Origin of the sequence: Arthrobacter glacialis (assembly GCF_002909415.1) — a bacterium.
In the GTDB taxonomy this organism is placed as follows: Bacteria; Actinomycetota; Actinomycetes; order Actinomycetales; family Micrococcaceae; genus Specibacter; species Specibacter glacialis.
Genome location: NZ_PPXB01000014.1, coordinates 1 through 19,328 on the forward strand (window position 1 = coordinate 1; position 19,328 = coordinate 19,328).

General features: G+C 60.9%; 16 protein-coding genes and 1 pseudogene. 7 read left to right on the forward strand and 10 right to left on the reverse strand.

The annotated features are described in order from the left end of the window. Both CVS28_RS15290 and lipB read right to left on the reverse strand, forming a co-directional pair. A pseudogene (locus CVS28_RS15290) lies at nucleotides 1-310 on the reverse strand (lipoyl synthase); the annotation flags it as partial. Beyond that, a complete protein-coding gene (gene lipB / locus CVS28_RS15295) occupies nucleotides 307-1,023 on the reverse strand; it encodes a lipoyl(octanoyl) transferase LipB (protein ID WP_103482060.1) in 717 nt (238 codons plus the stop codon). The gene lipB and the pseudogene CVS28_RS15290, both read right to left, overlap by 4 nt. Before the next feature lie 111 nt (nucleotides 1,024-1,134). Between lipB and CVS28_RS15300 the strand changes: the two genes are divergently transcribed. Next, nucleotides 1,135-2,853, forward strand: coding sequence for a serine/threonine-protein kinase (locus tag CVS28_RS15300; RefSeq protein ID WP_103482061.1), 1,719 nt, complete (start codon nucleotides 1,135-1,137; stop codon nucleotides 2,851-2,853). A gap of 92 nt (nucleotides 2,854-2,945) precedes the next feature. Here CVS28_RS15300 and CVS28_RS15305 read toward each other — a convergent pair whose 3' ends face one another. Beyond that, entirely contained in the window at nucleotides 2,946-3,374 is a 429-nt protein-coding gene (locus CVS28_RS15305; RefSeq protein ID WP_103466006.1) for an OsmC family peroxiredoxin, read from the reverse strand. 77 nt (nucleotides 3,375-3,451) lie between these two features. Between CVS28_RS15305 and CVS28_RS19995 the strand changes: the two genes are divergently transcribed. Further along, nucleotides 3,452-3,610, forward strand: a complete 159-nt coding sequence (locus CVS28_RS19995; RefSeq protein ID WP_207797233.1) for a hypothetical protein — start codon at nucleotides 3,452-3,454, stop codon at nucleotides 3,608-3,610. Nucleotides 3,611-3,817: 207 nt separating this feature from the next. On the opposite strand, the gene CVS28_RS15310 is transcribed toward CVS28_RS19995, so the two are convergent. The 4 genes from CVS28_RS15310 to CVS28_RS15325 all read right to left on the reverse strand — a co-directional run bounded on the left by CVS28_RS15310 (nucleotide 3,818) and on the right by CVS28_RS15325 (nucleotide 9,385). After that, nucleotides 3,818-4,171, reverse strand: coding sequence for a hypothetical protein (locus CVS28_RS15310; RefSeq protein ID WP_103466005.1), 354 nt, complete (start codon nucleotides 4,169-4,171; stop codon nucleotides 3,818-3,820). Nucleotides 4,172-4,322: 151 nt separating this feature from the next. Beyond that, the gene (gene sucB / locus CVS28_RS15315; protein ID WP_103482110.1) at nucleotides 4,323-6,029 is read right to left on the reverse strand and encodes a 2-oxoglutarate dehydrogenase, E2 component, dihydrolipoamide succinyltransferase; all 1,707 of its coding nucleotides are present in this window, start codon (nucleotides 6,027-6,029) and stop codon (nucleotides 4,323-4,325) included. A gap of 140 nt (nucleotides 6,030-6,169) precedes the next feature. Beyond that, nucleotides 6,170-7,552: a dihydrolipoyl dehydrogenase gene (gene lpdA / locus CVS28_RS15320; RefSeq protein ID WP_103482062.1), complete on the reverse strand. Its 1,383-nt coding sequence runs from the start codon at nucleotides 7,550-7,552 to the stop codon at nucleotides 6,170-6,172. Nucleotides 7,553-7,861: 309 nt separating this feature from the next. After that, nucleotides 7,862-9,385, reverse strand: a complete 1,524-nt coding sequence (locus CVS28_RS15325) for a leucyl aminopeptidase (protein ID WP_243399920.1) — start codon at nucleotides 9,383-9,385, stop codon at nucleotides 7,862-7,864. Between the two features lie 234 nt (nucleotides 9,386-9,619). Here CVS28_RS15325 and CVS28_RS15330 point away from each other — a divergent pair, with 234 nt between their 5' ends. From CVS28_RS15330 to CVS28_RS15345, 4 genes are all read left to right on the forward strand, one after another. Then, the gene (locus tag CVS28_RS15330; RefSeq protein WP_103466002.1) at nucleotides 9,620-10,585 is read left to right on the forward strand and encodes a proteasome assembly chaperone family protein; all 966 of its coding nucleotides are present in this window, start codon (nucleotides 9,620-9,622) and stop codon (nucleotides 10,583-10,585) included. 5 nt (nucleotides 10,586-10,590) lie between these two features. Further along, nucleotides 10,591-11,946: an MFS transporter gene (locus CVS28_RS15335; RefSeq protein ID WP_103482063.1), complete on the forward strand. Its 1,356-nt coding sequence runs from the start codon at nucleotides 10,591-10,593 to the stop codon at nucleotides 11,944-11,946. Nucleotides 11,947-12,063: 117 nt separating this feature from the next. Beyond that, nucleotides 12,064-13,341, forward strand: a complete 1,278-nt coding sequence (locus tag CVS28_RS15340; protein WP_103482064.1) for a DUF4192 domain-containing protein — start codon at nucleotides 12,064-12,066, stop codon at nucleotides 13,339-13,341. Between the two features lie 381 nt (nucleotides 13,342-13,722). Continuing rightward, nucleotides 13,723-14,991 carry an RNA polymerase sigma factor gene (locus tag CVS28_RS15345; RefSeq protein ID WP_423716413.1) on the forward strand — a complete coding sequence of 423 codons (1,269 nt, stop codon included), beginning with the start codon at nucleotides 13,723-13,725 and terminating at the stop codon, nucleotides 14,989-14,991. A gap of 224 nt (nucleotides 14,992-15,215) precedes the next feature. Here CVS28_RS15345 and CVS28_RS15350 read toward each other — a convergent pair whose 3' ends face one another. Beyond that, nucleotides 15,216-15,440, reverse strand: a complete 225-nt coding sequence (locus CVS28_RS15350) for a DUF7455 domain-containing protein (protein ID WP_103465999.1) — start codon at nucleotides 15,438-15,440, stop codon at nucleotides 15,216-15,218. 213 nt (nucleotides 15,441-15,653) lie between these two features. Between CVS28_RS15350 and CVS28_RS15355 the strand changes: the two genes are divergently transcribed. Continuing rightward, the gene (locus CVS28_RS15355; RefSeq protein ID WP_103465998.1) at nucleotides 15,654-17,774 is read left to right on the forward strand and encodes a DNA gyrase/topoisomerase IV subunit B; all 2,121 of its coding nucleotides are present in this window, start codon (nucleotides 15,654-15,656) and stop codon (nucleotides 17,772-17,774) included. Nucleotides 17,775-17,786: 12 nt separating this feature from the next. Here CVS28_RS15355 and CVS28_RS15360 read toward each other — a convergent pair whose 3' ends face one another. Both CVS28_RS15360 and CVS28_RS15365 read right to left on the reverse strand, forming a co-directional pair. Beyond that, entirely contained in the window at nucleotides 17,787-18,740 is a 954-nt protein-coding gene (locus tag CVS28_RS15360) for a M56 family metallopeptidase (RefSeq protein WP_103482065.1), read from the reverse strand. Nucleotides 18,741-18,806: 66 nt separating this feature from the next. After that, nucleotides 18,807-19,184, reverse strand: a complete 378-nt coding sequence (locus tag CVS28_RS15365) for a BlaI/MecI/CopY family transcriptional regulator (protein ID WP_103465996.1) — start codon at nucleotides 19,182-19,184, stop codon at nucleotides 18,807-18,809. Between the last annotated feature and the right edge of the window lie 144 nt (nucleotides 19,185-19,328).

Here is a 19,328-nt window from a genome sequence, read left to right on the forward strand (position 1 = left end):
TCGGCTCGAACCGATCGATCGGTGACGGCTTGCCCGTATCAATCTGGCAGAAATCACACCGCCTGGTGCACTCGGAACCACCAATAAGGAACGTAGCCTCACGGTCCTCCCAGCACTCAAAAATATTAGGACAGCCCGCCTCCTCACACACCGTGTGCAGACCCTGACCCTTAACCAGGTTCTTCATGGCAATGTACTCCGGGCCCATCGAAACCTTGGCCTTCATCCACTCAGGCTTCCGCTCCACCGGCACAGCAGCATTACGCTGTTCAATCCGCAACAACTTACGTCCCTCAGGTGCCAACGTCACAGCAATGCTCCTTCTGGCTGGTCCGCTGCAGCGGTTCCAGGGGTTGTGGCCAATGGTGGCTGAAATTCGGTGACCAGGGGTGTCAGGATTCGGGTGGTGGCTACCTTCAACTGCTCCAGCAAACCGGCCGGGGTGATGTTCTCGCCTGTTTCCGCCTGCAGGGAGGTGGTGCCGGCGTCGTTGATGCCGCAGGCGATGATTTGTTGGTAGGGCGCAAGGCTGTTGCTGGCGTTGATGGCAATCCCATGCATGGTCACGCCCTCGTGAACCCTGATGCCGATGGCCGCAATTTTCCGGTCGGGACCCTTGTCATCGGCCAAGAGCCAAATGCCTGCCCGGCCGCGCACGCGGACGCCGTCCACGCCATGGAGGGCCAGGACTTCAATGATGATGTCCTCCAGTGCATGGACGTAGGCGCGGATACCGTGATGGTCGGCAAGGCGAACTATGGGGTACATGACCAGCTGGCCGGGACCGTGCCAGGTAAGTTTTCCGCCGCGGTCAACGTTGATCACGGGTGTCCCATCAAAGGGGCGCTCATGATCTTCGGTGAGCTTTCCGGCGGTGTAGACAGCTGCGTGCTCCAGGAGCATGACAGTGTTGGGAGCTGTTCCGTCAACCACTCCAGCGTGGATGACGCGTTGCTGGTCCCACGCAACTGTGTAATCAATGAAATTCGGTGCAAATCCGACGTCGCAGAACTCAAGAGTCATAGAGGTCACTTTAGACCTTGTTGCATTTTCGCCTAAATCAGAATTTCCTCGCCAGCTGCACTCTGTGGATAACTCCGAGCAGAATATTGAAAACAGGACTACAACTAATACATGGAACTCGAAGTATCGTCAGCAGGGGCCGGGCAGCCGCCCATTGTTGCTGGTTTCGACGCAGTGCGGTCTCTAGGTTACGGGGCACAGGGCCACGTTTGGCTCCTGGCGCCTCACGCTGGTGGCCCGGCTGTGGCGGCGAAGATTATGGCAGCCAAGGCCGACGGGGAGCTCAATGGGGACGGGGCAGCTCTGCGTCACAATGAAAGCTACATCACACAGGAATTACGGATTTTGATGCAGTTTAGTCATGAGCACCTTATTCCGATCCACGGCGTGGTAAGCGATTCACACGGGGCCCTCGTCTTGCTGATGGACTACGCTGCAGGCGGCTCCGTGGGTCAAGTGGTTCGTGCCACGGGGCCGTTGACGGTAGGAGAGACTGTCACTGTTTTGACGCCCTTGGGCCAGGTGCTGGCCTTCCTGCATGGGCGTGGGGCCGTTCATGGAGACGTGTCCGCCGGTAACGTTTTGCTCAGCGCCGCGGGCAAACCGTATCTGGGCGATTTTGGTTTGGGCCGGCTGCTGGGCCAGGGGCCGGCGGCACCAACAGGGACTCCCGGATTCGTCTGTGAACAGGACACCGAACGCGACGAGGCCTCCGACGTGTTCGGTATGGCCGCGTTGGGGTGGTTTGCCCTCACCGGACATGTGCCGCCAGTCGCACGGAATCGCTTGCCTCTGACAACGTTTGTGCCTGGCGTTCCTACCGAGTTGCTGGCCGCTCTGGAGGCCGGACTCAATGAGGATTCCAAGCAGCGCCCCACGGCTGCGGCCTTCGCCCAGGCTGTCTTTCGCAGTGCCCGCGCTGAGCCGGTAGCCCTGGCCAATGCGGTCCATCCCAGCGTGCTGCCGGACCTGCTCACCCGCCAGGAGTCGAAAGCGAGACGGCACCGCGGCAGTTGGGGAGGGAAGGTGCGAACTTTGCCCCTGATGCGGCCCCGTCGGACTGGTACCGCCGATCCTGGGCTGCGACGCTGGCCACGCGGAGAGCTTGGCGTCAGGGCGGGACGGCGGCTGGGCAGGCTGTGGGATGGTGAAAGCCGTGTGGGCTTCAGGCGGGGTGCCGGCGGGCACCATTCCGGCAGGCGCGGCGGTGGGGGCCAGCATGGGGGTTTGGGCCGCGGCAAGGCTGTGGCAGTGTCGCTCAGCCTCGCTGCGCTGGTTCTCGCGGCTTGTGGCCTTCTCCTGATGCCACACTTGTTCAGCGGTGTGGAGCCGGCGCATGAGGCAGGCCCGTCCCTGCCAGTGGTGGAAAGCAGCCAGCATCCCTCCACGGCGTGGGCTGCAGCGTTGCCGGCAGAGATTCAACGTGGCCTGGGCTCGACGGAGCCGGTGGAGGCCCTCACAGCGTTGGCATGGGCTCGCTCCCATGCCCTGTCAACAGCCGACGCCGAACTGCTGGGCAAGATCAATGCTCAGGGCTCGCCCGCCCTTGCCGCGGATGCTGCAATACTGGCAGACCTGGCCGAGTTGGGGCACAGCTTGACTGGACTGGAGACCAGGGTTGACCAAGCCGTCCTGACAGGCCCCGCAGACGATGCCCGCGCCACTGTCCAGGCTTCAGTGACCACTAGTTCCTTCGCCGAGCACAATGCTCAAGGAACCGTTGTGTACCACCAGGATCAGGAACAGAGCCAGAACTTGAGCATTGTCCTGATACGTACGGATGGGCGCTGGGTCGTTGAGCGAATACTTCCCGTAAACGCAAAAAAGTAGGTGGCAACTGCTCAAGGCAGCCGCCACCTACTCAAAGGCACCGCGAGGGCCCCAATCTTGGGCCCAACAACTCCGGTGGGAGCGGGTGGGGACTAAGCCTCCAGGGTTGCCTCAAGGGTGATGTTGATTGCAGCCAGCGCGCCAGAAACCGGGCAACCGAGCTTGGCATCGTTGGCAATGCGGTCAAAGTCTTCCTGGCTGATGCCGGGGATCTTTGTCGCAAGTGTCAGGTGGCTGCCGGTAATGCCGGTGCCCGGTACGAAGGTGACAGCAGCGCTGGTGTTCACGTACTCGGCCGTGTAGCCCTCTCCATCGAGTGCGTGAGTGAAGCCCATGGCGAAGCATGAGGAGTGAGCAGCTGCGATCAGCTCTTCGGGGCTTGTCTTGCCCTCGGAGGCCTCTGTGCGGGCCTTCCAGGTGACCTCGTAGGTGCCCAGTTCCGAGCTGTCCAAGGTGACGTGTCCGGTGCCGGTTGCGAGGTTGCCAACCCAGCCTGTGTGGGCGTTGCGTGTACTAGCCATGTTCACTCCTTGTGAAGAATCAAATATTTATCAATGCCACATCTCATCTTGGCATTCACCACAACCTTATGCCGTAGATGGCATTCACACGTGCCCATTACACGGTGCGCATGATTAAGCTATCCACGATCGTCATCAACACCAACACCTTGGCTGACTTTTGGAAAGCGTTCCTGGACACCGAAATTTCTTTCTCGGCCAGCGGCTTCACATGGCTCAAGGCTGATGAAGGTTAGCCGCGTTTGGCGTTCAAGGAGGTTGCCGGGCCCTCCGAGGGGCGGTGCCGCCTACATCTGGACGTTACGGCGGACGACGTCGACGCCAGTCCATTAACGCAAAAAACGCATGTTTTCCGCTGATAGGTGGTTGCCCAACCACCTTTAAGCGGAAAACATGCGTTTGTGCGAAGAAAGCGCCGACAGGCGCTGTTCGTCAACGAGTTGTTACACCCAGAAAACTGCCACAGCCACGTTGATGAACGCCATGCCACCCACAGCGTGGGCCAGTCCCTTCGGGACGTCCTGGTTGTTCTTGACCTTGCGGCGGCCAATGAACGCGGCCACAACCACCACGAGGGCGATGAGCAGCTTCACGGCGACCTTGAAGTTGTTGGGGCCCTCGCCGTCACCCATTGAGGCCAGGCCAACCAGCAGCAGGCCGGTGATGAGCTGGGTCAGCGCGCCAATCCACTGCCACTGAGTGACGGTGGGCGTCTTGAATGCAGCGAGCCAGCCGCCAACGATCGCAGCGGCACCAAGAATATGCAAAAATACGAGCACTAAGCGTAAGAAGTCCATGCTGCAAGCTTATGCAACTTAGTGACACAGTGTCTATCAAGGTGGGCCTTATGTGGCAAAGATGACAACTGCGCGCAACAACAGTTGGTACAACGACGGCGGCCGGCGACTTGAAAACTCAAGTCACCGGCCGCCGTCGTGCGTCAGGGCGTTACAGGCCCAGGTCAGCCTCGAACGCGCCATCTTCCAGGCGGACCTTCAAGGTCTGCAGGAAGCGGCCGGCGTCCGCGCCGTCCACCAGGCGGTGGTCGTACGTCAGGCACAGGTACATCATGTGACGGATGGCGATGGTGTCATCGCCGTCAGCGTCCGCAACAACCACTGCGCGCTTGACGATCGCGCCGGTGCCAAGGATGGCAACGTTGGGCTGGTTGATGATCGGGGTGTCGAACAGTGCGCCGACACTTCCGATGTTCGTGATGGAGAACGTGCCGCCGGACAGCTCGTCCGGACCGATCTTGCCGCTGCGGGTGCGTGAGGCAACATCAGCAATCTTGCCGGCCAGGCCAGCGAGGTTCAGATCGCCTGCGTTGGAGATGACAGGAACCAGCAGGCCCTTCTCGGTGTCCACAGCAATCGCGAGGTGCTCGGCGTTGTGGTAGGTAATTTCCTGAGTTTCCTCGTTGTACTCGCCATTGACCTTGGGGTGCTGCTTGAGCGCCTCGGTCACAGCCTTGGCAATGAACGGCAGGAATGTCAGCTTGGTGCCGTTGACAGCCTGGAACGGTCCCTTGGCCTGGTTGCGCAGCTTGACGATGCGCGTCATGTCGATCTCGTGCACCTGCGTGAGCTGCGTGGAAGCTTCCAGCGACTCGCGCATGCGGCGGGCAATGACCTGACGGATCCGGGGAGCCTTGACAGTGGTGCCGCGCAATGAAGACGGCACGACGGCGGGAGCAGCCTTGGCAGCGGACGCTGCGGCAGGTGCCGGGGCAGCGGCGGCCTTGGCGGCGTCAGCGGCGGCAACAACATCCTGCTTGCGGATGCGTCCACCAACCCCTGTGCCGGTGACTGAGGTGATGTCAACGCCGTGCTGGTTGGCAAGCTTGCGCACCAACGGGGTCACGTAGTTGGACTCGGCGCCAGCGGCGGGAGCTGCCGCGGGAGCGGCTGCAACGGGAGCCGCGGGAGCAGCAGCCGGTGCGGCCGGAGCTGCAACAGGGGCTGCAACAGGTGCGGCTACCGGAGCCGGAGCTGCAACGGGAGCCGCGGGTGCAGCAGCCGGTGCAGCCGGTGCAGCTACTGCAGCAGCGGCGGAGCCGATCAATGCCAGGACCCCACCAACTTCAGCTGTCTCGTCCTCGGGAACGCGGATTTCCAGCAAGACGCCAGCCACGGGGGAGGGGATCTCGGTGTCAACCTTGTCGGTGGAGACCTCAAGGAGCGGCTCATCGATTTCGATGGTGTCGCCAACAGCCTTCAACCAGCGGGTGACAGTGCCTTCGGTGACGCTCTCGCCCAAGGCGGGGAGCACCAGTTCGTGGGAATCGCCGGCGGGAGCTGCGGCAGCGGCCTCGACAGGTGCTGCCGGAGCGGCTTCAGCCACCGGGGCAGCCTCGGCAACCGGAGCGGCTTGCGCAACAGGAGCCTCGACCGGTGCGGCTGCAGCAGGAGCTGCTTCACCCGTGCCGATGCGGGCCAGGGTGGCGCCAACTTCTGCTGTCTCGTCCTCGGCTACAACGATTTCTTCCAAGATGCCGGCAAAAGGTGACGGGATTTCGGTGTCAACCTTGTCGGTGGATACTTCCAGCAGGGGCTCGTCGATTTCGACGCGGTCCCCGACCTGCTTGAGCCATCGCGTAACGGTACCTTCGGTAACGCTTTCACCCAATGCGGGCAAGTTCACGGATTCAGACATTGCGTCCCCGTTCTCCTTCATGTGCGCTGCATTTCGCTCATGGTGCACATGCGTGCATCTGCCGCGAAATTCTTTAGATTAAGTATGTTTTTAGCTTAGTGCACCCGACGCGGGCGCCGGGTGCACTAAGAATATTCTTGCTAGCCGTGGAGCGGGCGTCCGGCCAAGGCCATTGCCGCTTCTCCAAGAGCTTCGTTCTGTGTGGGGTGAGCGTGAATGAGGCCAGCAATGTCCTCCGGGTACGCTTCCCAGTTCACAATGAGCTGTGCTTCACCGATCTGCTCGCCAATGTGGCTGCCGATCATGTGAACACCCACCACGGGGCCATCCTTTTCGCGAACATACTTGATGATGCCGCCGGTGCCCAGGATGGCGCTCTTGCCGTTGCCAGCCAAGTTGTACTCGGTGGTTTCAACGTTGGCATCGCCAAACTTTTCCTTGGCCTGCTTCTCGTTCAAACCAACGGAGGCAATCTCCGGGTCACAGTAAGTGACCTTGGGGATGTTGATGTCTTCAACAATCACCGGGTTCATGCCGGCAATTTCCTCGGCAACGAAGATGCCCTGCTGGAAGCCGCGGTGTGCCAACTGTATGCCGGGGACAATGTCGCCCACGGCGTAAATGTTGCCGACGCCAGTGTGCAGGCGGTCGTTGGTGATGACGAAGCCGCGGTCAATCGTGACGCCGGTTTCTTCAAAGCCAAGACCTGCGGTGGATGGGCCACGGCCAACGGCAACAAGCATGAGGTCAGCTTCAAACGTCTTGCCATCAACCAAAGTGGCCTTGACGCCGTCGTTGGTCTGCTCGACGCCCTGGAAGAAGGTGCCGGTGTTGAATTTGATGCCGCGTTTGCGGAAGGTGCGCTCGAGCACCTTGATGATCGCGGCATCCTCGTTGGGAACCAAGGAAGCCATGCCTTCAATGATGGTGACGTCCACGCCGAAGGACTTCCAAACGGAAGCAAATTCGACGCCGATGACGCCGCCACCGAGCACGATGGCGCTCTTGGGCAGGGTTTCCATGCTCAGTGCATCGTCGGAGTTGATGACCTTGCCGCCGATTTCCAAACCAGGCAGGCTGCGGGAGTATGAACCGGTGGCCAGAACAATGTTCTTGCCGGTGTAGTTCACACCGTTCACGGTGATGGTGTTGGCTGCTGTGAGCTTGCCTTCGCCGTCGATGACAGTGATGCCCTTGCCCTTGATGAGGCCCTGCAGGCCCTTGTACTTGCCGGCAATGATGCCGTCTTTGTACTTGTTGACAGCCACCAGGTCAATACCGTTGAGCTGGCTGTTGACGCCGATTGAGGCGCCTTCGCGAGCGTGATCGGCTACTTCGGCTGCATGCAGCAGCGCCTTGGTGGGGATACAGCCGTTGTGCAGGCATGTGCCGCCCAACTTGCTCTTTTCCACCAAACCAACGGTCATGCCCAATTGGACTGCTCGAAGCGCAGTTGCGTAACCGCCGCTGCCACCGCCGAGAACCAAAATATCGAATTCTTGCCCAGCTGCCTGATCGGCCACTTAGACGCTCCCTCGCGTTCGGGTGACGCGCACATTAGTGGCGCGTCATCTCATCAATTATTGAGAGAAGCGACGCATCCATTGTGGATGGTCTACAACTTCTCAGTCAAAGACAAATACTTTCAGCATTCACCTTACGTCAGTTGTTCCATGCGAGACCGTCAGCGCTGTCACAGTAATGCGGAATGTGTTCATACTCACTAGTCCGTTTGCTGGGCGGGGGCTGCCCGTGGTGTGTGGCCATAAACTAGTCGCGGCCCCGTGAGTACACGGGACCGCGACATGCTTGCATGGATCTACTGGCCGGTATTAGATGCTGCGGGCCACAACATCTTCGATGTAGGCAACCAGTGTGCGCACGGCCATGCCGGTGCCCTGCTTGGGCGTGTAGCCGTACGGGGCACCCTCATTGAAGGCTGGCCCGGCAATGTCCAGGTGGGCCCAGGGGATAGTTTCCCCGTCCTTGCCCTTGCCAATGAACTCCTGCAGGAACACGGCGGCCGTCATCATGCCGCCCATCCGTTCGCCAATGTTGGCCATGTCAGCCACGGGTGAGTCCAGCGAGGGTCGCAGTTCCTCCGGCAAGGGCATGGGCCAGATCAGTTCTCCAGCCCTGTCCGCTGCTGCTTTGAGGGCTGCACTGACTCCCTCATCACCCATGACACCGGCGGTGCGGTGGCCCAGGGCCACCACCTGGGCGCCCGTCAAAGTGGCCACGTCGATGATGACGTCGGGGAACTCGCGGGAGGCGGCGACCAGGCCATCGGCCATGACGAGGCGGCCTTCGGCGTCGGTGTTGAGAACCTCAACTGTTTTGCCGCCAAAAATGGTCAGCACGTCGGAGGGGCGGATGGCCGTGCCGGAGGGCATGTTTTCTGCGATGCAGAGCCAGCCGGTGACGTTGACGGGCAGTCCAAGGCCGGCCACGGCCAGGACGGCGTTCAAAACTGCTGCAGCCCCGGCCATGTCGCACTTCATGGTGACCATGCCGGCGCCGGGCTTGATGGAAATTCCGCCACTGTCGAAGGTGATGCCCTTGCCCACCAGGGCCAGGTCGGCCACTGCCTTGTCCGACTTGTACTCGAGCTTGACCATGCGCGGCGGGCGTGAGGAGCCCTGGCCAACGCCCATGATGCCGCCGTAGCCGTCCTTGAGCAGGCGCTTCTCATCGAAGACTGTCACCCTGACCGGCAAACCCTTGGCGAGGTCCTTGGCGGCCTCGGCAAAAGTGGCGGGGTAGAGCGTGCTGGGGGGCTCGTTGACGAGGGTGCGGGTGGCGTTGACGGCCTTGGCCACCACTGAGGCGCGCTCCAACGCTGCGGCCAGCTCCGGATCCTTCGCCAAAGTGGAGAAGATGGTGACCTTGGCTACGGGATCCTTTTTGCCTTCCTTGCTCGAATGCAGGCTGGCGTATTGGTAGGCGCCCAGGGCGGCGCCTTCGGCAAGCGCCGCAACCTGGCCCACCGCCGTCGTCGGCAAGGCAAGGACCACATGGCTCAGGCCAGCCAGCTGGCGAACAGCGGCTCCAGCGGTGCGGCGCAATGACTCATCGGTGATTTCTTTGGTGTTGACCGGGCCCATTCCTGCCAGTACCAGAATCTTGGCGCCCGTGTCGGGCAAGCCTGGCAGGCGCACCACCTGGTCGGCGGCTCCGGTGACGCCCAGGGCGGTCAGGGATGCCTCGAGGGATGTCAGCGCCACTGCTGACAAGGGTGCATCCACGATGACCGGACCGTCAGGTCCCTTGCCAACAGCTATGACGAGGGCGTCCGCAGCGAGCTTGGCCAAGCCTGTGTTGATGACGCGGAAGGTGATATTTTCTTTGGAACTCACGGAAATACTGTCCTCACGTTGTGGTGTTTCTGAACGGATGTCGCTGTTACCGATCGTAGCGCCAAGCTGGGTTCGATGGCTCAAACGGCCCTAGTACGGCGGTGTTGGCGGCTGGATCATGTTCTTGCAGTACGACGGCGGCGCCGCACGCGGGTGGCCGGCGAACCGTCGCGGGATGATTAAGGGTGTGTGCGGTGTTGTGCTGGTTAGAGACGTAAGCTGCTGAGGAAGACTATGAATAACATCGAATACACACCCTTTCAAGACCACGAATCCCTTTATGCCCTCAACGAGCAGCTCATCGACGCCGAAGACCTGCGTGGCACCAACTTGCTCATGTCCTTTACCGGATTCTCCGACGCCGGCCATGTGGTGACACAAATTGCCGCCGAGCTGGGGGAGGAACTGACGGGGGACCCGGTTGCCGTGTTCGACATTGACCAGCTCATTGACTACCGCTCACGCCGGCCCCGGATCACCTTCACCGAGGACCATCTCAGCGACTACAAGGCACCGTCGCTAGTGCTGTACCGCATGGTTGATGCTCTGGGCACACCCTTCCTCTACTTGACGGGCAACGAGCCGGACTTGCAGTGGGAGCGCTTTAGCTTGGCCGTCCTTGGACTGGTGGAGCGCTTCGATGTGAACCTGGTGGCTTGGGTGCATTCGGTCCCCATGCCCGTGCCGCACACCCGCCCCATCGGCGCCACGGTGCACGGCAACCGGCCGGATTTGATTGAAGGGATCTCGGCCTGGAAAACCACCCTGGAAATTCCCTCGGCCATTGGACACGTACTCGAATTCAAGCTGGCCGCCGCCCACCGCAACGTGGTGGGCTACGCCATCCATGTGCCGCACTACCTGTCCGACGCCGAGTACCCGCCGGCCGCCGTCGCCGGTTTGGAATACTTGGGCGCCGCAGCCTCCTTGATGCTTCCCAGCGAACGACTCCGCGAGGCCGGCCGTGCCGTGGAACGCCAAATCACCGAACAGGTGGAGGGCTCCACCGAGGTGGCCACGGTTGTTGCCAACCTTGAAAAGCAGTATGACGAACACACCGACGGGACCGCGCGGCGATCCCTGCTGGCCGGGGACAATGACGAATTGCCCGGTGCCGATGAGCTGGGTGCAGCCGTTGAGGCCTATTTGGCCAGCCGGGACTCCGGGAAGGAAGACGACACGGAATCTGGCTTAAGCTAAGTGACGTGAATAGTAAACGTGCCTGGCTCGTCTGGGGAGTTGGCATTTTTGCCTATGTTGTCGCCATCACCCAACGGACCTCCTTTGGGGTTGCCGGGCTTGTAGCCACCGAGCGTTTTGGAGCCACTGCCTCCGCGCTTTCCGCCTTCACCGTGGTTCAGCTGGTGGTTTACGCCGGGCTGCAAATCCCGGTTGGTGTGCTGGTGGACAGATTCGGCCCGAGGGTCATGATCGCAACGGGCGCCGCCCTGATGGCAGTGGGTCAGCTGCAGCTTGCCATGGCGGAGTCGGTTCCCGCCGGAGTTCTGGGCAGGATCTTTGTGGGTGCCGGGGACGCCATGACCTTCATTGCCGTGATCCGGCTCATCCCGCTGTGGTTCCCCTCCCGCCAAGTGCCAGTCCTGACCCAACTCACCGGACAGCTGGGCCAATTTGGCCAGCTGATCAGCCTTGTGCCCTTCGCCTTTGTGCTGCACGCAGGCGGTTGGAGCCATGCGTTTGTGTCATTGGCGGCCCTGGGAGTACTCGCCTGCGTGCTCTCAGCCGCGCTGTTGCGCAACGCACCGGCGGGGACGCTGGCGCAAAAAACCAGCAAGGGAATGCGGGAGACTGCGGCCGAGTTAGGCACCGCCTGGCGGCAGCCCGGGACGCGCTTGGGCATGTGGAGTCACTTTGCCACCCAATTCTCCGGCACAGTGTTTGTCCTCACTTGGGGGTATCCGTTCCTGGTCTCGGCCCAAGGCCTGGAAACGGGCACAGCCAGCATCTTGCTCAGCTTGTTTGTGGTGGTGGGCATCATCTGCGGGCCGTTGCTGGGAAGTTGGGTGGGGAAGCACCCGCTGCGCCGCTCCAGCATGGTGCTGGCGGTGACATTTGTTTCCGCCGCAGCGTGGTTGGCAGTGATCCTGCAGCCCGGGCCCTCCCCACTGTGGCTGCTGGTGGTGCTCGTACTGGTTCTGGCCCTGGGTGGTCCGGCGTCCATGATCGGCTTTGACTTCGCCCGCACGTTCAACCCCTCACACCGCATGGGCACGGCCACAGGAATCGTCAACGTGGGCGGATTCGTGGCGGCACTGGTGACTATGTTCGCCATTGGCCTGATCCTTGACCTCATCAACTCATCCAGCGGAACTCCCGGTGACCTGTTCTCACTGGACGCTTTCCGGGTGGCCTTGTCCTTCCAATTTTTGGTGTTTGGCGCAGGCATTGCGGCGGTGATTATCATCCGCCGCAGGGTCAGGCGCTCCATGGCTGCTCAAGGCGAAAGCATTCCGCCATGGCGCGATGTACTTGCGGACAACAAGCGCAGGCGCCAGCAGTACAAGCACGAGGAAAAGACCCGCCGCGAGGACCGCAAATAAGCCGTCCCGCAAGTTTTCCCGGTGTTTCATGCGGATCGGCGGCTGCGTTGTCCACAGATTTGGCATTTTCGCGAAATTGCTCTGGTTCCCCGTCCTGGCGGGCAGCACCCTTGAGACATGAGAAAACAAGTAGACAAGATCAGGGTCAGCGCCGGTGAGGACCTCCTGGCCTTCATTCCCCACATGATGGGGTACTGGCCGCGAGACAGCATTGTGTGCATCGGCATGAACGGCAAACTGCTTCGGGCCACCATGCGGCTGGATCTGCCCCCGAATGATTCCGCAGAAGCCGCCCATTTTGCCAAGCTTGCCGCCAGTCAAATGGCCAGCGATCACGAAGCCAACGGATGCCTCATAGCCATTTTTGGTCGCGAGGATTGGCTGGATCCTGCGCAATGCCCGCAAGGACGGGTGTATCGGCAACTTCGCAAGGCTTTTGACAAAGTTGGCCTGCCAGTTCGTGATGGATGGTATGTGGGAACTGAGCATTGGCGCAGCCTTGAGTGCGGCGACGGACTGTGCTGCCCGTGGCCTGGAAAAGACAACGCGTCCATCAGGGAGAGCTTTGTCAATGCCGAGTTCATTTTCCGGGGCAGTATGGTCCGTGAAAGTCCCAGGGAGCAGATCGCTGCCCAAATCGCCGTCCATGACACCGACTTCGCCCAAGCCGTTCAAACTGCCGGTGAGAAGTACCAGGGAGTCCTGGCCCGCTCCGGACTGGCGGCGCGCCAGCTCGCTGTCACCTTGGGCGCATGGGAGCACAGCTTGTGCCTCTGGCCGGTGACTCCGGACCAGCACCTGAGCGCCTACCTGCTGGCAAGCTTGCAGGACGTCTCGGTGCGGGACACGCTCATGGTGGCGCTGGCCACCTCCTGCGAGTACGCGTTGGCGGGGGCTGCCGCCAATGGACTCCTGCATGCAGATGCCGGCCCATTGGTGGTCCCGGCCAATTGGTACGGGGGCAATCAGGCCGCCGACCAGCAAGTCACCATGAACCATGTCCCTGCGGATCTCCTTCACGCCGCGGGTCGGGATTTTGGCAACATCCTGATGGGTGGTGCCGATTGTCAGGGTGCAGGCGACGGCAACGTTGCGCCGAACTGGCCCAGGTTGGACGGCGCCGAACCGCTCTTGAAGTTCCTTGCGGCCAGCACTGAAGGGGCTGATAAGGCGCCCTTGCTGTGCGTCCTGGGGTGGATTCAATGGTGCAAGGGGCGCGGAACGTGGGCCGGGGGTTACTTTGCCGCTTGTGAGGCGCAGCAGCCTGGATACAAATTGGCCAGCATGCTGGACCAGCTTCTTTCCGTTGGCTACATCGCCGAGTATGCCAAGAACCCCCAGACAGCCTGGCCCGGCTATGAGGACGGCGGCGAAGCTCGCGAGGCAGCGGCGTAATCCTTCCTCTGCCCCATTGCGGGCGTGCCGTGGGCGGGCCGTCGTGGGGAAGGCTCCCGCTTTCGGACAACAATTCTTGCCACTATGAGATTTGTTGCACAGATCCATGCCCAAAACGGCTGCGTACGGCATGGGGCAGCGGGTAAAACATGAGAGACTATAAGCCGAGACCCGGTTGGGTTCGTGTTGACGTACTACCAATGTTTGGACAATTTGGCCCGGGAGATCTTTTCCGGGGCGGTGGGAACAACCCCGCGTTGCAAGGAGTTATACCTTGTGACCCTCCAAGCAAACGTGGTGCGATAAGCAACATGGACTTGACAGGGTCATAGTGGTGTTGCCCCAAGGTAACTCCACAGACCGCCGTAAGAAAGGTTTTCTGTGTCTGCTACTGCCAAGAGCAAAGTCTCCACAATCAAGGAGATCGAGGACCCCGCATCCTCAGCGACCGTGCCGCTGACTCCAGCAGAGAAGCGGGCTGCCACGATCGCCGCCAAGAAGGCTGCCATAGCCGCTGGCGAAGAGGCCCCCGCCGCAGCGAAGGCTGCCCCCAAAAAAGCTGCCACGCGTCGCGGCAAAGCCAAAGACGAAGACGAGTCATCGGCTGAGGCTGTTGTGCCCGAGGATGAAGAGAACGACGACGCCGCCCCGGAGCGCCCCGTCGCCACCGGAACAGGATTCGTTTACTCGGACTCTGATGACGATGACGCCCCCGTCCAGCAGGTCATGTCGGCAGGTGCCACCGCCGACCCCGTTAAGGACTACCTGAAGCAGATCGGTAAGGTTGCCCTGCTCAACGCTGAGCAGGAAGTCGACCTTGCCCTGCGCATTGAGGCCGGCCTTTTCGCCACCGAGAAGCTCGCTGCTGACCCCGACGCCATGGACGACCAGCTCCGACGCGACCTGGTTCGCATCGTGCACGACGGCAAGCGCGCCAAGAACCACCTGCTGGAGGCCAACCTTCGTCTGGTTGTTTCGCTGGCAAAGCGCTACACCGGCCGCGGCATGCTTTTCCTGGACCTCATCCAGGAAGGCAACTTGGGCCTGATCCGTGCAGTGGAGAAGTTCGACTACACCAAGGGCTTCAAGTTCTCCACCTACGCAACTTGGTGGATCCGCCAGGCCATCACCCGTGCCATGGCTGACCAGGCGCGCACCATTCGCATCCCCGTACACATGGTTGAGGTCATCAACAAGCTGGCACGCGTTCAGCGCCAGATGCTGCAGGACTTGGGCCGCGAACCAACACCGGAAGAATTGGCCAAGGAATTGGACATGACCCCGGAAAAGGTTGTTGAGGTTCAGAAGTACGGCCGCGAACCCATCTCCCTGCACACCCCCCTGGGTGAAGACGGAGACTCCGAGTTCGGTGACTTGATTGAAGACTCCGAAGCCGTGGTCCCCGCTGACGCCGTCTCCTTCACCTTGTTGCAGGAACAGCTGCACTCCGTTCTGGACACCTTGTCAGAGCGTGAAGCAGGCGTGGTTGCCATGCGCTTTGGTTTGACCGATGGCCAGCCGAAGACTTTAGACGAAATCGGCAAGGTCTACGGCGTTACGCGTGAGCGTATCCGCCAGATCGAATCCAAGACGATGTCCAAGCTGCGCCACCCCTCGCGTTCACAGGTTCTGCGCGACTACCTGGACTAATCCCCACCGACCGGCCCGAAAAATCGCCGGCGCGATTTTTCGGGAACCTGGTCGGCGGGGCCCCAAATATGCGCGGTGCTGCAACTGACCCGCAGAAAACGCCGAAAATCGCGTCAAAAACGCTTATTTTCGCCGTTTTCTGCGGGTCAGTTGTTTAAGGGCAGAAAGAAAGGCCCCGAACAATGTCCGGGGCCTTTCCTTATCTTGCAAGCATTGATCGAGTCTTAGTCGTCCGCGACAGGTGCCTTTTCGTGCAGGCGGCCGGTTTCGTCGTGCCACTGGGATGACAACGGCTTCAACGTGGCTTCAACCGCGCGGGCGTGGTGGCCGCAGAAGAGCAGCTCGCCGCCGGAGGACTCCAACACTACGCGTACATATGCCTGTGCGCCGCAACGGTCGCAGCGGTCAAGGGTGCTCAGCTCGTGGCTGGCGATGGCGGTGGTAGTCATGATGGCCTCCTTCATAGATCTTGATACCTATATAACCATTATTCGGAGCGGATCCATCCTTGGATGGTTCCACTTTCGCTAACCGCGTAGCCCCCACTGGGCGGCCAGCCTGCCAGCGGGAGTGCCCGGAAGCGGTTAAACTTGAACAAGCGCTTTTTTGCGCATCAGGCATTTTGCCGCCTTTCCGCAGTCCCTCGCAGTCCCCAAAGGAGTATGTCCACAGTGGCACGCCAAAGTTCCGATTACAGCGCCCGCCATCTCTCCGTCCTGGAGGGATTGGAAGCAGTGCGCAAGCGCCCCGGAATGTACATTGGATCCACGGACTCACGGGGTTTGATGCACTGCCTGTGGGAAATCATTGACAACTCGGTGGACGAGGCCCTGGCCGGCTATGGTCAGCACATTACCGTCATTCTGCACAAGGACAGCTCGGTGGAGGTGCACGACGACGGCCGTGGCATCCCCGTGGATGTGGAACCAAAAACTGGGCTCAGCGGCGTTGAAGTGGTTCTGACCAAACTGCACGCCGGTGGCAAGTTCGGCGGCAGCTCCTATGCGGCGTCCGGTGGCCTGCACGGTGTGGGTGCCAGTGTGGTCAACGCCCTGTCGGCGCGCATGGACGCCCAGGTTGACCGAGGCGGGAAGACCTATCAAATGAGTTTCCGCCGCGGCGAGCCGGGACACTTCAAGGATGTTGGCAAGTCGCTCAGTCCCGATGTTCCTTTTGAGCCCTTCGTGGAAAAGTCTGGGCTGGATATTGTGGGCACCACCAAGCGTGGTGTGACAGGGACCCGCATCAGGTATTGGGCCGACCCCCAAATCTTCACCAAGGACGCCAGGTTCTCCTACGAGGAATTGGTTTCCCGTGCCCGCCAAACATCCTTCCTGGTGCCGGGGCTGCGCCTCAGGGTTGTTGATGAGCGCCGGGTTCCGGGAACGCCCGGAGAATTTGCCACGCATGAGGAAGTTTTCCACCACGACGGCGGAATCTCCGAGTTTGTGGATTTCCTCGCCGTGGGTGGAGGTGTCACAGACATTTGGCGCCTGCAGGGCCACGGCACCTTTACCGAAACAGTCCCGGTGCTTAACGCCGAGGGCCGGTTGGAAAGTACCGCCGTGGAGCGCGACTGCGAGGTGGACATTGCCCTGCGCTGGGGTGTCGGCTATGACACCACCATGCGCAGTTTCGTCAATATCATTGCCACGCCCAAGGGCGGCCGGCACCAGGAAGGCTTTGAGCAGGCACTGCTGAAAACCTTCCGCAAGGTCATTGAGACCAATGCCCGCAAGCTCAAGGCCGGCAATGACAAAGTTGAGAAGGACGATGTCATGGCCGGGCTTACGGCTGTTTTGACAGTACGTTTGGCTGAGCCGCAATTTGAGGGGCAAACCAAGGAAATCTTGGGCACCCCGGCAGTGAAGAACATTGTGGCACGTGTGGTTGAAAATGAGTTGAAGGAAAAGCTCAACTCCACCGCACGCGGGGAAAAGATCCAGGCCGCCACGTTGCTGGAAAAGGTTGTTTCGGAGATGAAGTCACGCATCTCCGCCCGGGTGCACAAGGAAACCCAGCGTCGCAAGACCGCGCTGGAGTCCTCGTCCCTGCCCACCAAGCTGGCCGATTGCCGCAGCAATGATGTTGCCAAGACGGAACTTTTCATTGTTGAAGGTGACAGCGCGCTGGGCACGGCAAAACTTGCCCGCTCCTCGGACTTTCAGGCGTTGCTGCCCATCCGCGGCAAGATCCTGAACGTCCAAAAAGCATCAGTGGGGGACATGCTGGCCAACGCCGAATGTGCGGCACTGATCCAGGTGGTCGGTGCCGGTTCGGGCAGGAGCTTTGACGTCTCGGCTGCCCGCTATGGCAAGGTCATTTTGATGACGGACGCCGACGTGGACGGCGCCCACATCCGCACGCTTCTGCTGACCCTGTTCTTCCGCTATATGCGCCCCATGATCGACGCCGGAAACGTCTATGCGGCCGTTCCTCCGCTGCACCGGGTGGAGGTCATCAACGCCGGCGCCAAGGCCAACGAGATGATTTACACTTACTCGGAGAAGGAACTGCACACAGTTCTGGCCAAGCTGGAGAAGACCAACAAGAAGTACAAGATCCCGATCCAGCGCTACAAGGGCTTGGGCGAAATGGATGCCGAACAGCTGGCTGAAACCACCATGGATCCGCGGCACAGAATGCTGCGCCGTGTCACCAGTGCCGATGCCGACAGGGCTGAGCACACCTTTGAACTGCTCATGGGCTCGGAAGTGGCACCCCGCAAGGAATTCATCGTGGCCGGCAGTGAGTACCTGGACCAGGGCCGCATCGACGCGTAGCCGCTGGGGCGCCTACTGCGGCAGGATCCCCGGCACCACCAGCAAGGCTGTAGGGACGGCCAGCAACAACAGCGCACCCACAACGATGAGGGCCTGCAGGCCCGCGCCCAGACTCGGCGCGGGAGTCAGCAGCCTGCTGAGGCGGGCCGAGGTGGTGGCGGGAGTGTCAATCTGGGCTGAACTGTCCTGCACCAGGGCCGCGGCCGGAAGTTGTGCTGAACCACTGGCCACCAAGGCGATGGCGGTGACCAAGGTGGACTTGCTCACCGAACGCAAGGCCACGTCGTCGGCCATAATTTCTATCAGCGACGAGACGGCCCGCTGGGCAAGCTTGGAGGTGGGCAGCCATGGCAGTGCGGAGCGCCACGCGGCGAAGGCCCAGAGCAGCAGGTGGTGGTGCTGGGTCAGATGCGTTTGTTCGTGCAACAGCACGGCTCGCAGTTCCTCGGGGGAGAGCAGCTCAAGGAGGCCGTCGGAGAGGACGGTGACCGAGCGTGACCCGCCGGGAAGACAGTAGGCAACGGGCGCCTGATGGTTGATGACCACTGTGCCGGGGCGGTCGTTTGAGGGTGAGCTGAGGATGTTCAGCAAGTCCCGGTGCCGGCGGCGTTGCTGTTGGATGCGGAAGTATGTCAGCCACAATGTGAAGACCAAATGTGCCGAAAGCAATGCCGCTGCGCTCAGGGCAAAGGCGTGGATCAGGCCCAAGGTGTCCAGTGATTCCGTGCCCAGAAAGATCCGGACCAAACCCCGCAGGCCGCTGGCAAGGTTGTTGCCCAAGGGGACCAGGCCGTAACAGAGCATGGCGCCGATCATGGACAAGCCACCGGCAAGGGCAATGGACTGCCACAGCACCATGGCAGCAAAAGGCGCGCGCGCGGGCCAGGTTGCGCGGGCCAGGAAAACGGGAACCGGCCAAGCCAAGACCACAGCCAAGGCGGCAAGGAACCAAGAGGTCCAGTACATGCTTAATAACCTACAGTGTCTGCGCGGTGGTTAAAACGCTAGTAACCACTCTTGTGAGAGCGGTTACTAGCGGCCCAAGAGCTTGCGCAGAGTTTCGGCTTCGCCGTCGCTGACGGTTCCAATGAAGCGTGCCAGAACAGCTTCACGGTCAGTGGCTGAACCCAAAACTTCAAGCATCAGCTCGGCGGTGTGATCAGCCCTGCTGGTCACGGCGCGGTAGCGGTGCGGACGTGAGGCACGTTCGCGCTCCACCAGGCCCTTTTTCTCCAACCGGGACAGAACTGTTAAGACAGTTGTCACTGCCAAGGGACGGGATTCCGTTGCTCCGTCATCCCCTGAGGGGCGCTGTGAGAGAAGGTCACGCAGGATGTTGGCCGTGATGGCTTCCTGATGCTCCCACAAGAGGTCCATGACGGCCCTTTCGAGGTCTCCAAGTGTTGCCATTTACTTCCTTAAGTCACATCGTCCCAATGGTGTGGCACAAAAAACATCTAGCCACGTCACAACTCTACAGGTTTTGACAGCAAAGTTCTACACAGGGTAGAACTAGTAGTTCTACATGTTGTAGAAATTAGATGTGGTTCTGCA

Coding starts and splice junctions, on each gene's coding strand:
- CVS28_RS15350 (WP_103465999.1), bottom strand. CDS start 15,440: ATGACTACCACCGCCATCGCCAGCCACGAGCTGAGCACCCTTGACCGC.
- CVS28_RS15355 (WP_103465998.1), top strand. CDS start 15,654: ATGTCCACAGTGGCACGCCAAAGTTCCGATTACAGCGCCCGCCATCTC.
- CVS28_RS15310 (WP_103466005.1), bottom strand. CDS start 4,171: ATGGACTTCTTACGCTTAGTGCTCGTATTTTTGCATATTCTTGGTGCC.
- CVS28_RS19995 (WP_207797233.1), top strand. CDS start 3,452: ATGGCATTCACACGTGCCCATTACACGGTGCGCATGATTAAGCTATCC.
- lipB (WP_103482060.1), bottom strand. CDS start 1,023: ATGACTCTTGAGTTCTGCGACGTCGGATTTGCACCGAATTTCATTGAT.
- CVS28_RS15365 (WP_103465996.1), bottom strand. CDS start 19,184: ATGGCAACACTTGGAGACCTCGAAAGGGCCGTCATGGACCTCTTGTGG.
- CVS28_RS15340 (WP_103482064.1), top strand. CDS start 12,064: ATGAGAAAACAAGTAGACAAGATCAGGGTCAGCGCCGGTGAGGACCTC.
- CVS28_RS15360 (WP_103482065.1), bottom strand. CDS start 18,740: ATGTACTGGACCTCTTGGTTCCTTGCCGCCTTGGCTGTGGTCTTGGCT.
- CVS28_RS15300 (WP_103482061.1), top strand. CDS start 1,135: ATGGAACTCGAAGTATCGTCAGCAGGGGCCGGGCAGCCGCCCATTGTT.
- CVS28_RS15305 (WP_103466006.1), bottom strand. CDS start 3,374: ATGGCTAGTACACGCAACGCCCACACAGGCTGGGTTGGCAACCTCGCA.
- sucB (WP_103482110.1), bottom strand. CDS start 6,029: ATGTCTGAATCCGTGAACTTGCCCGCATTGGGTGAAAGCGTTACCGAA.
- CVS28_RS15330 (WP_103466002.1), top strand. CDS start 9,620: ATGAATAACATCGAATACACACCCTTTCAAGACCACGAATCCCTTTAT.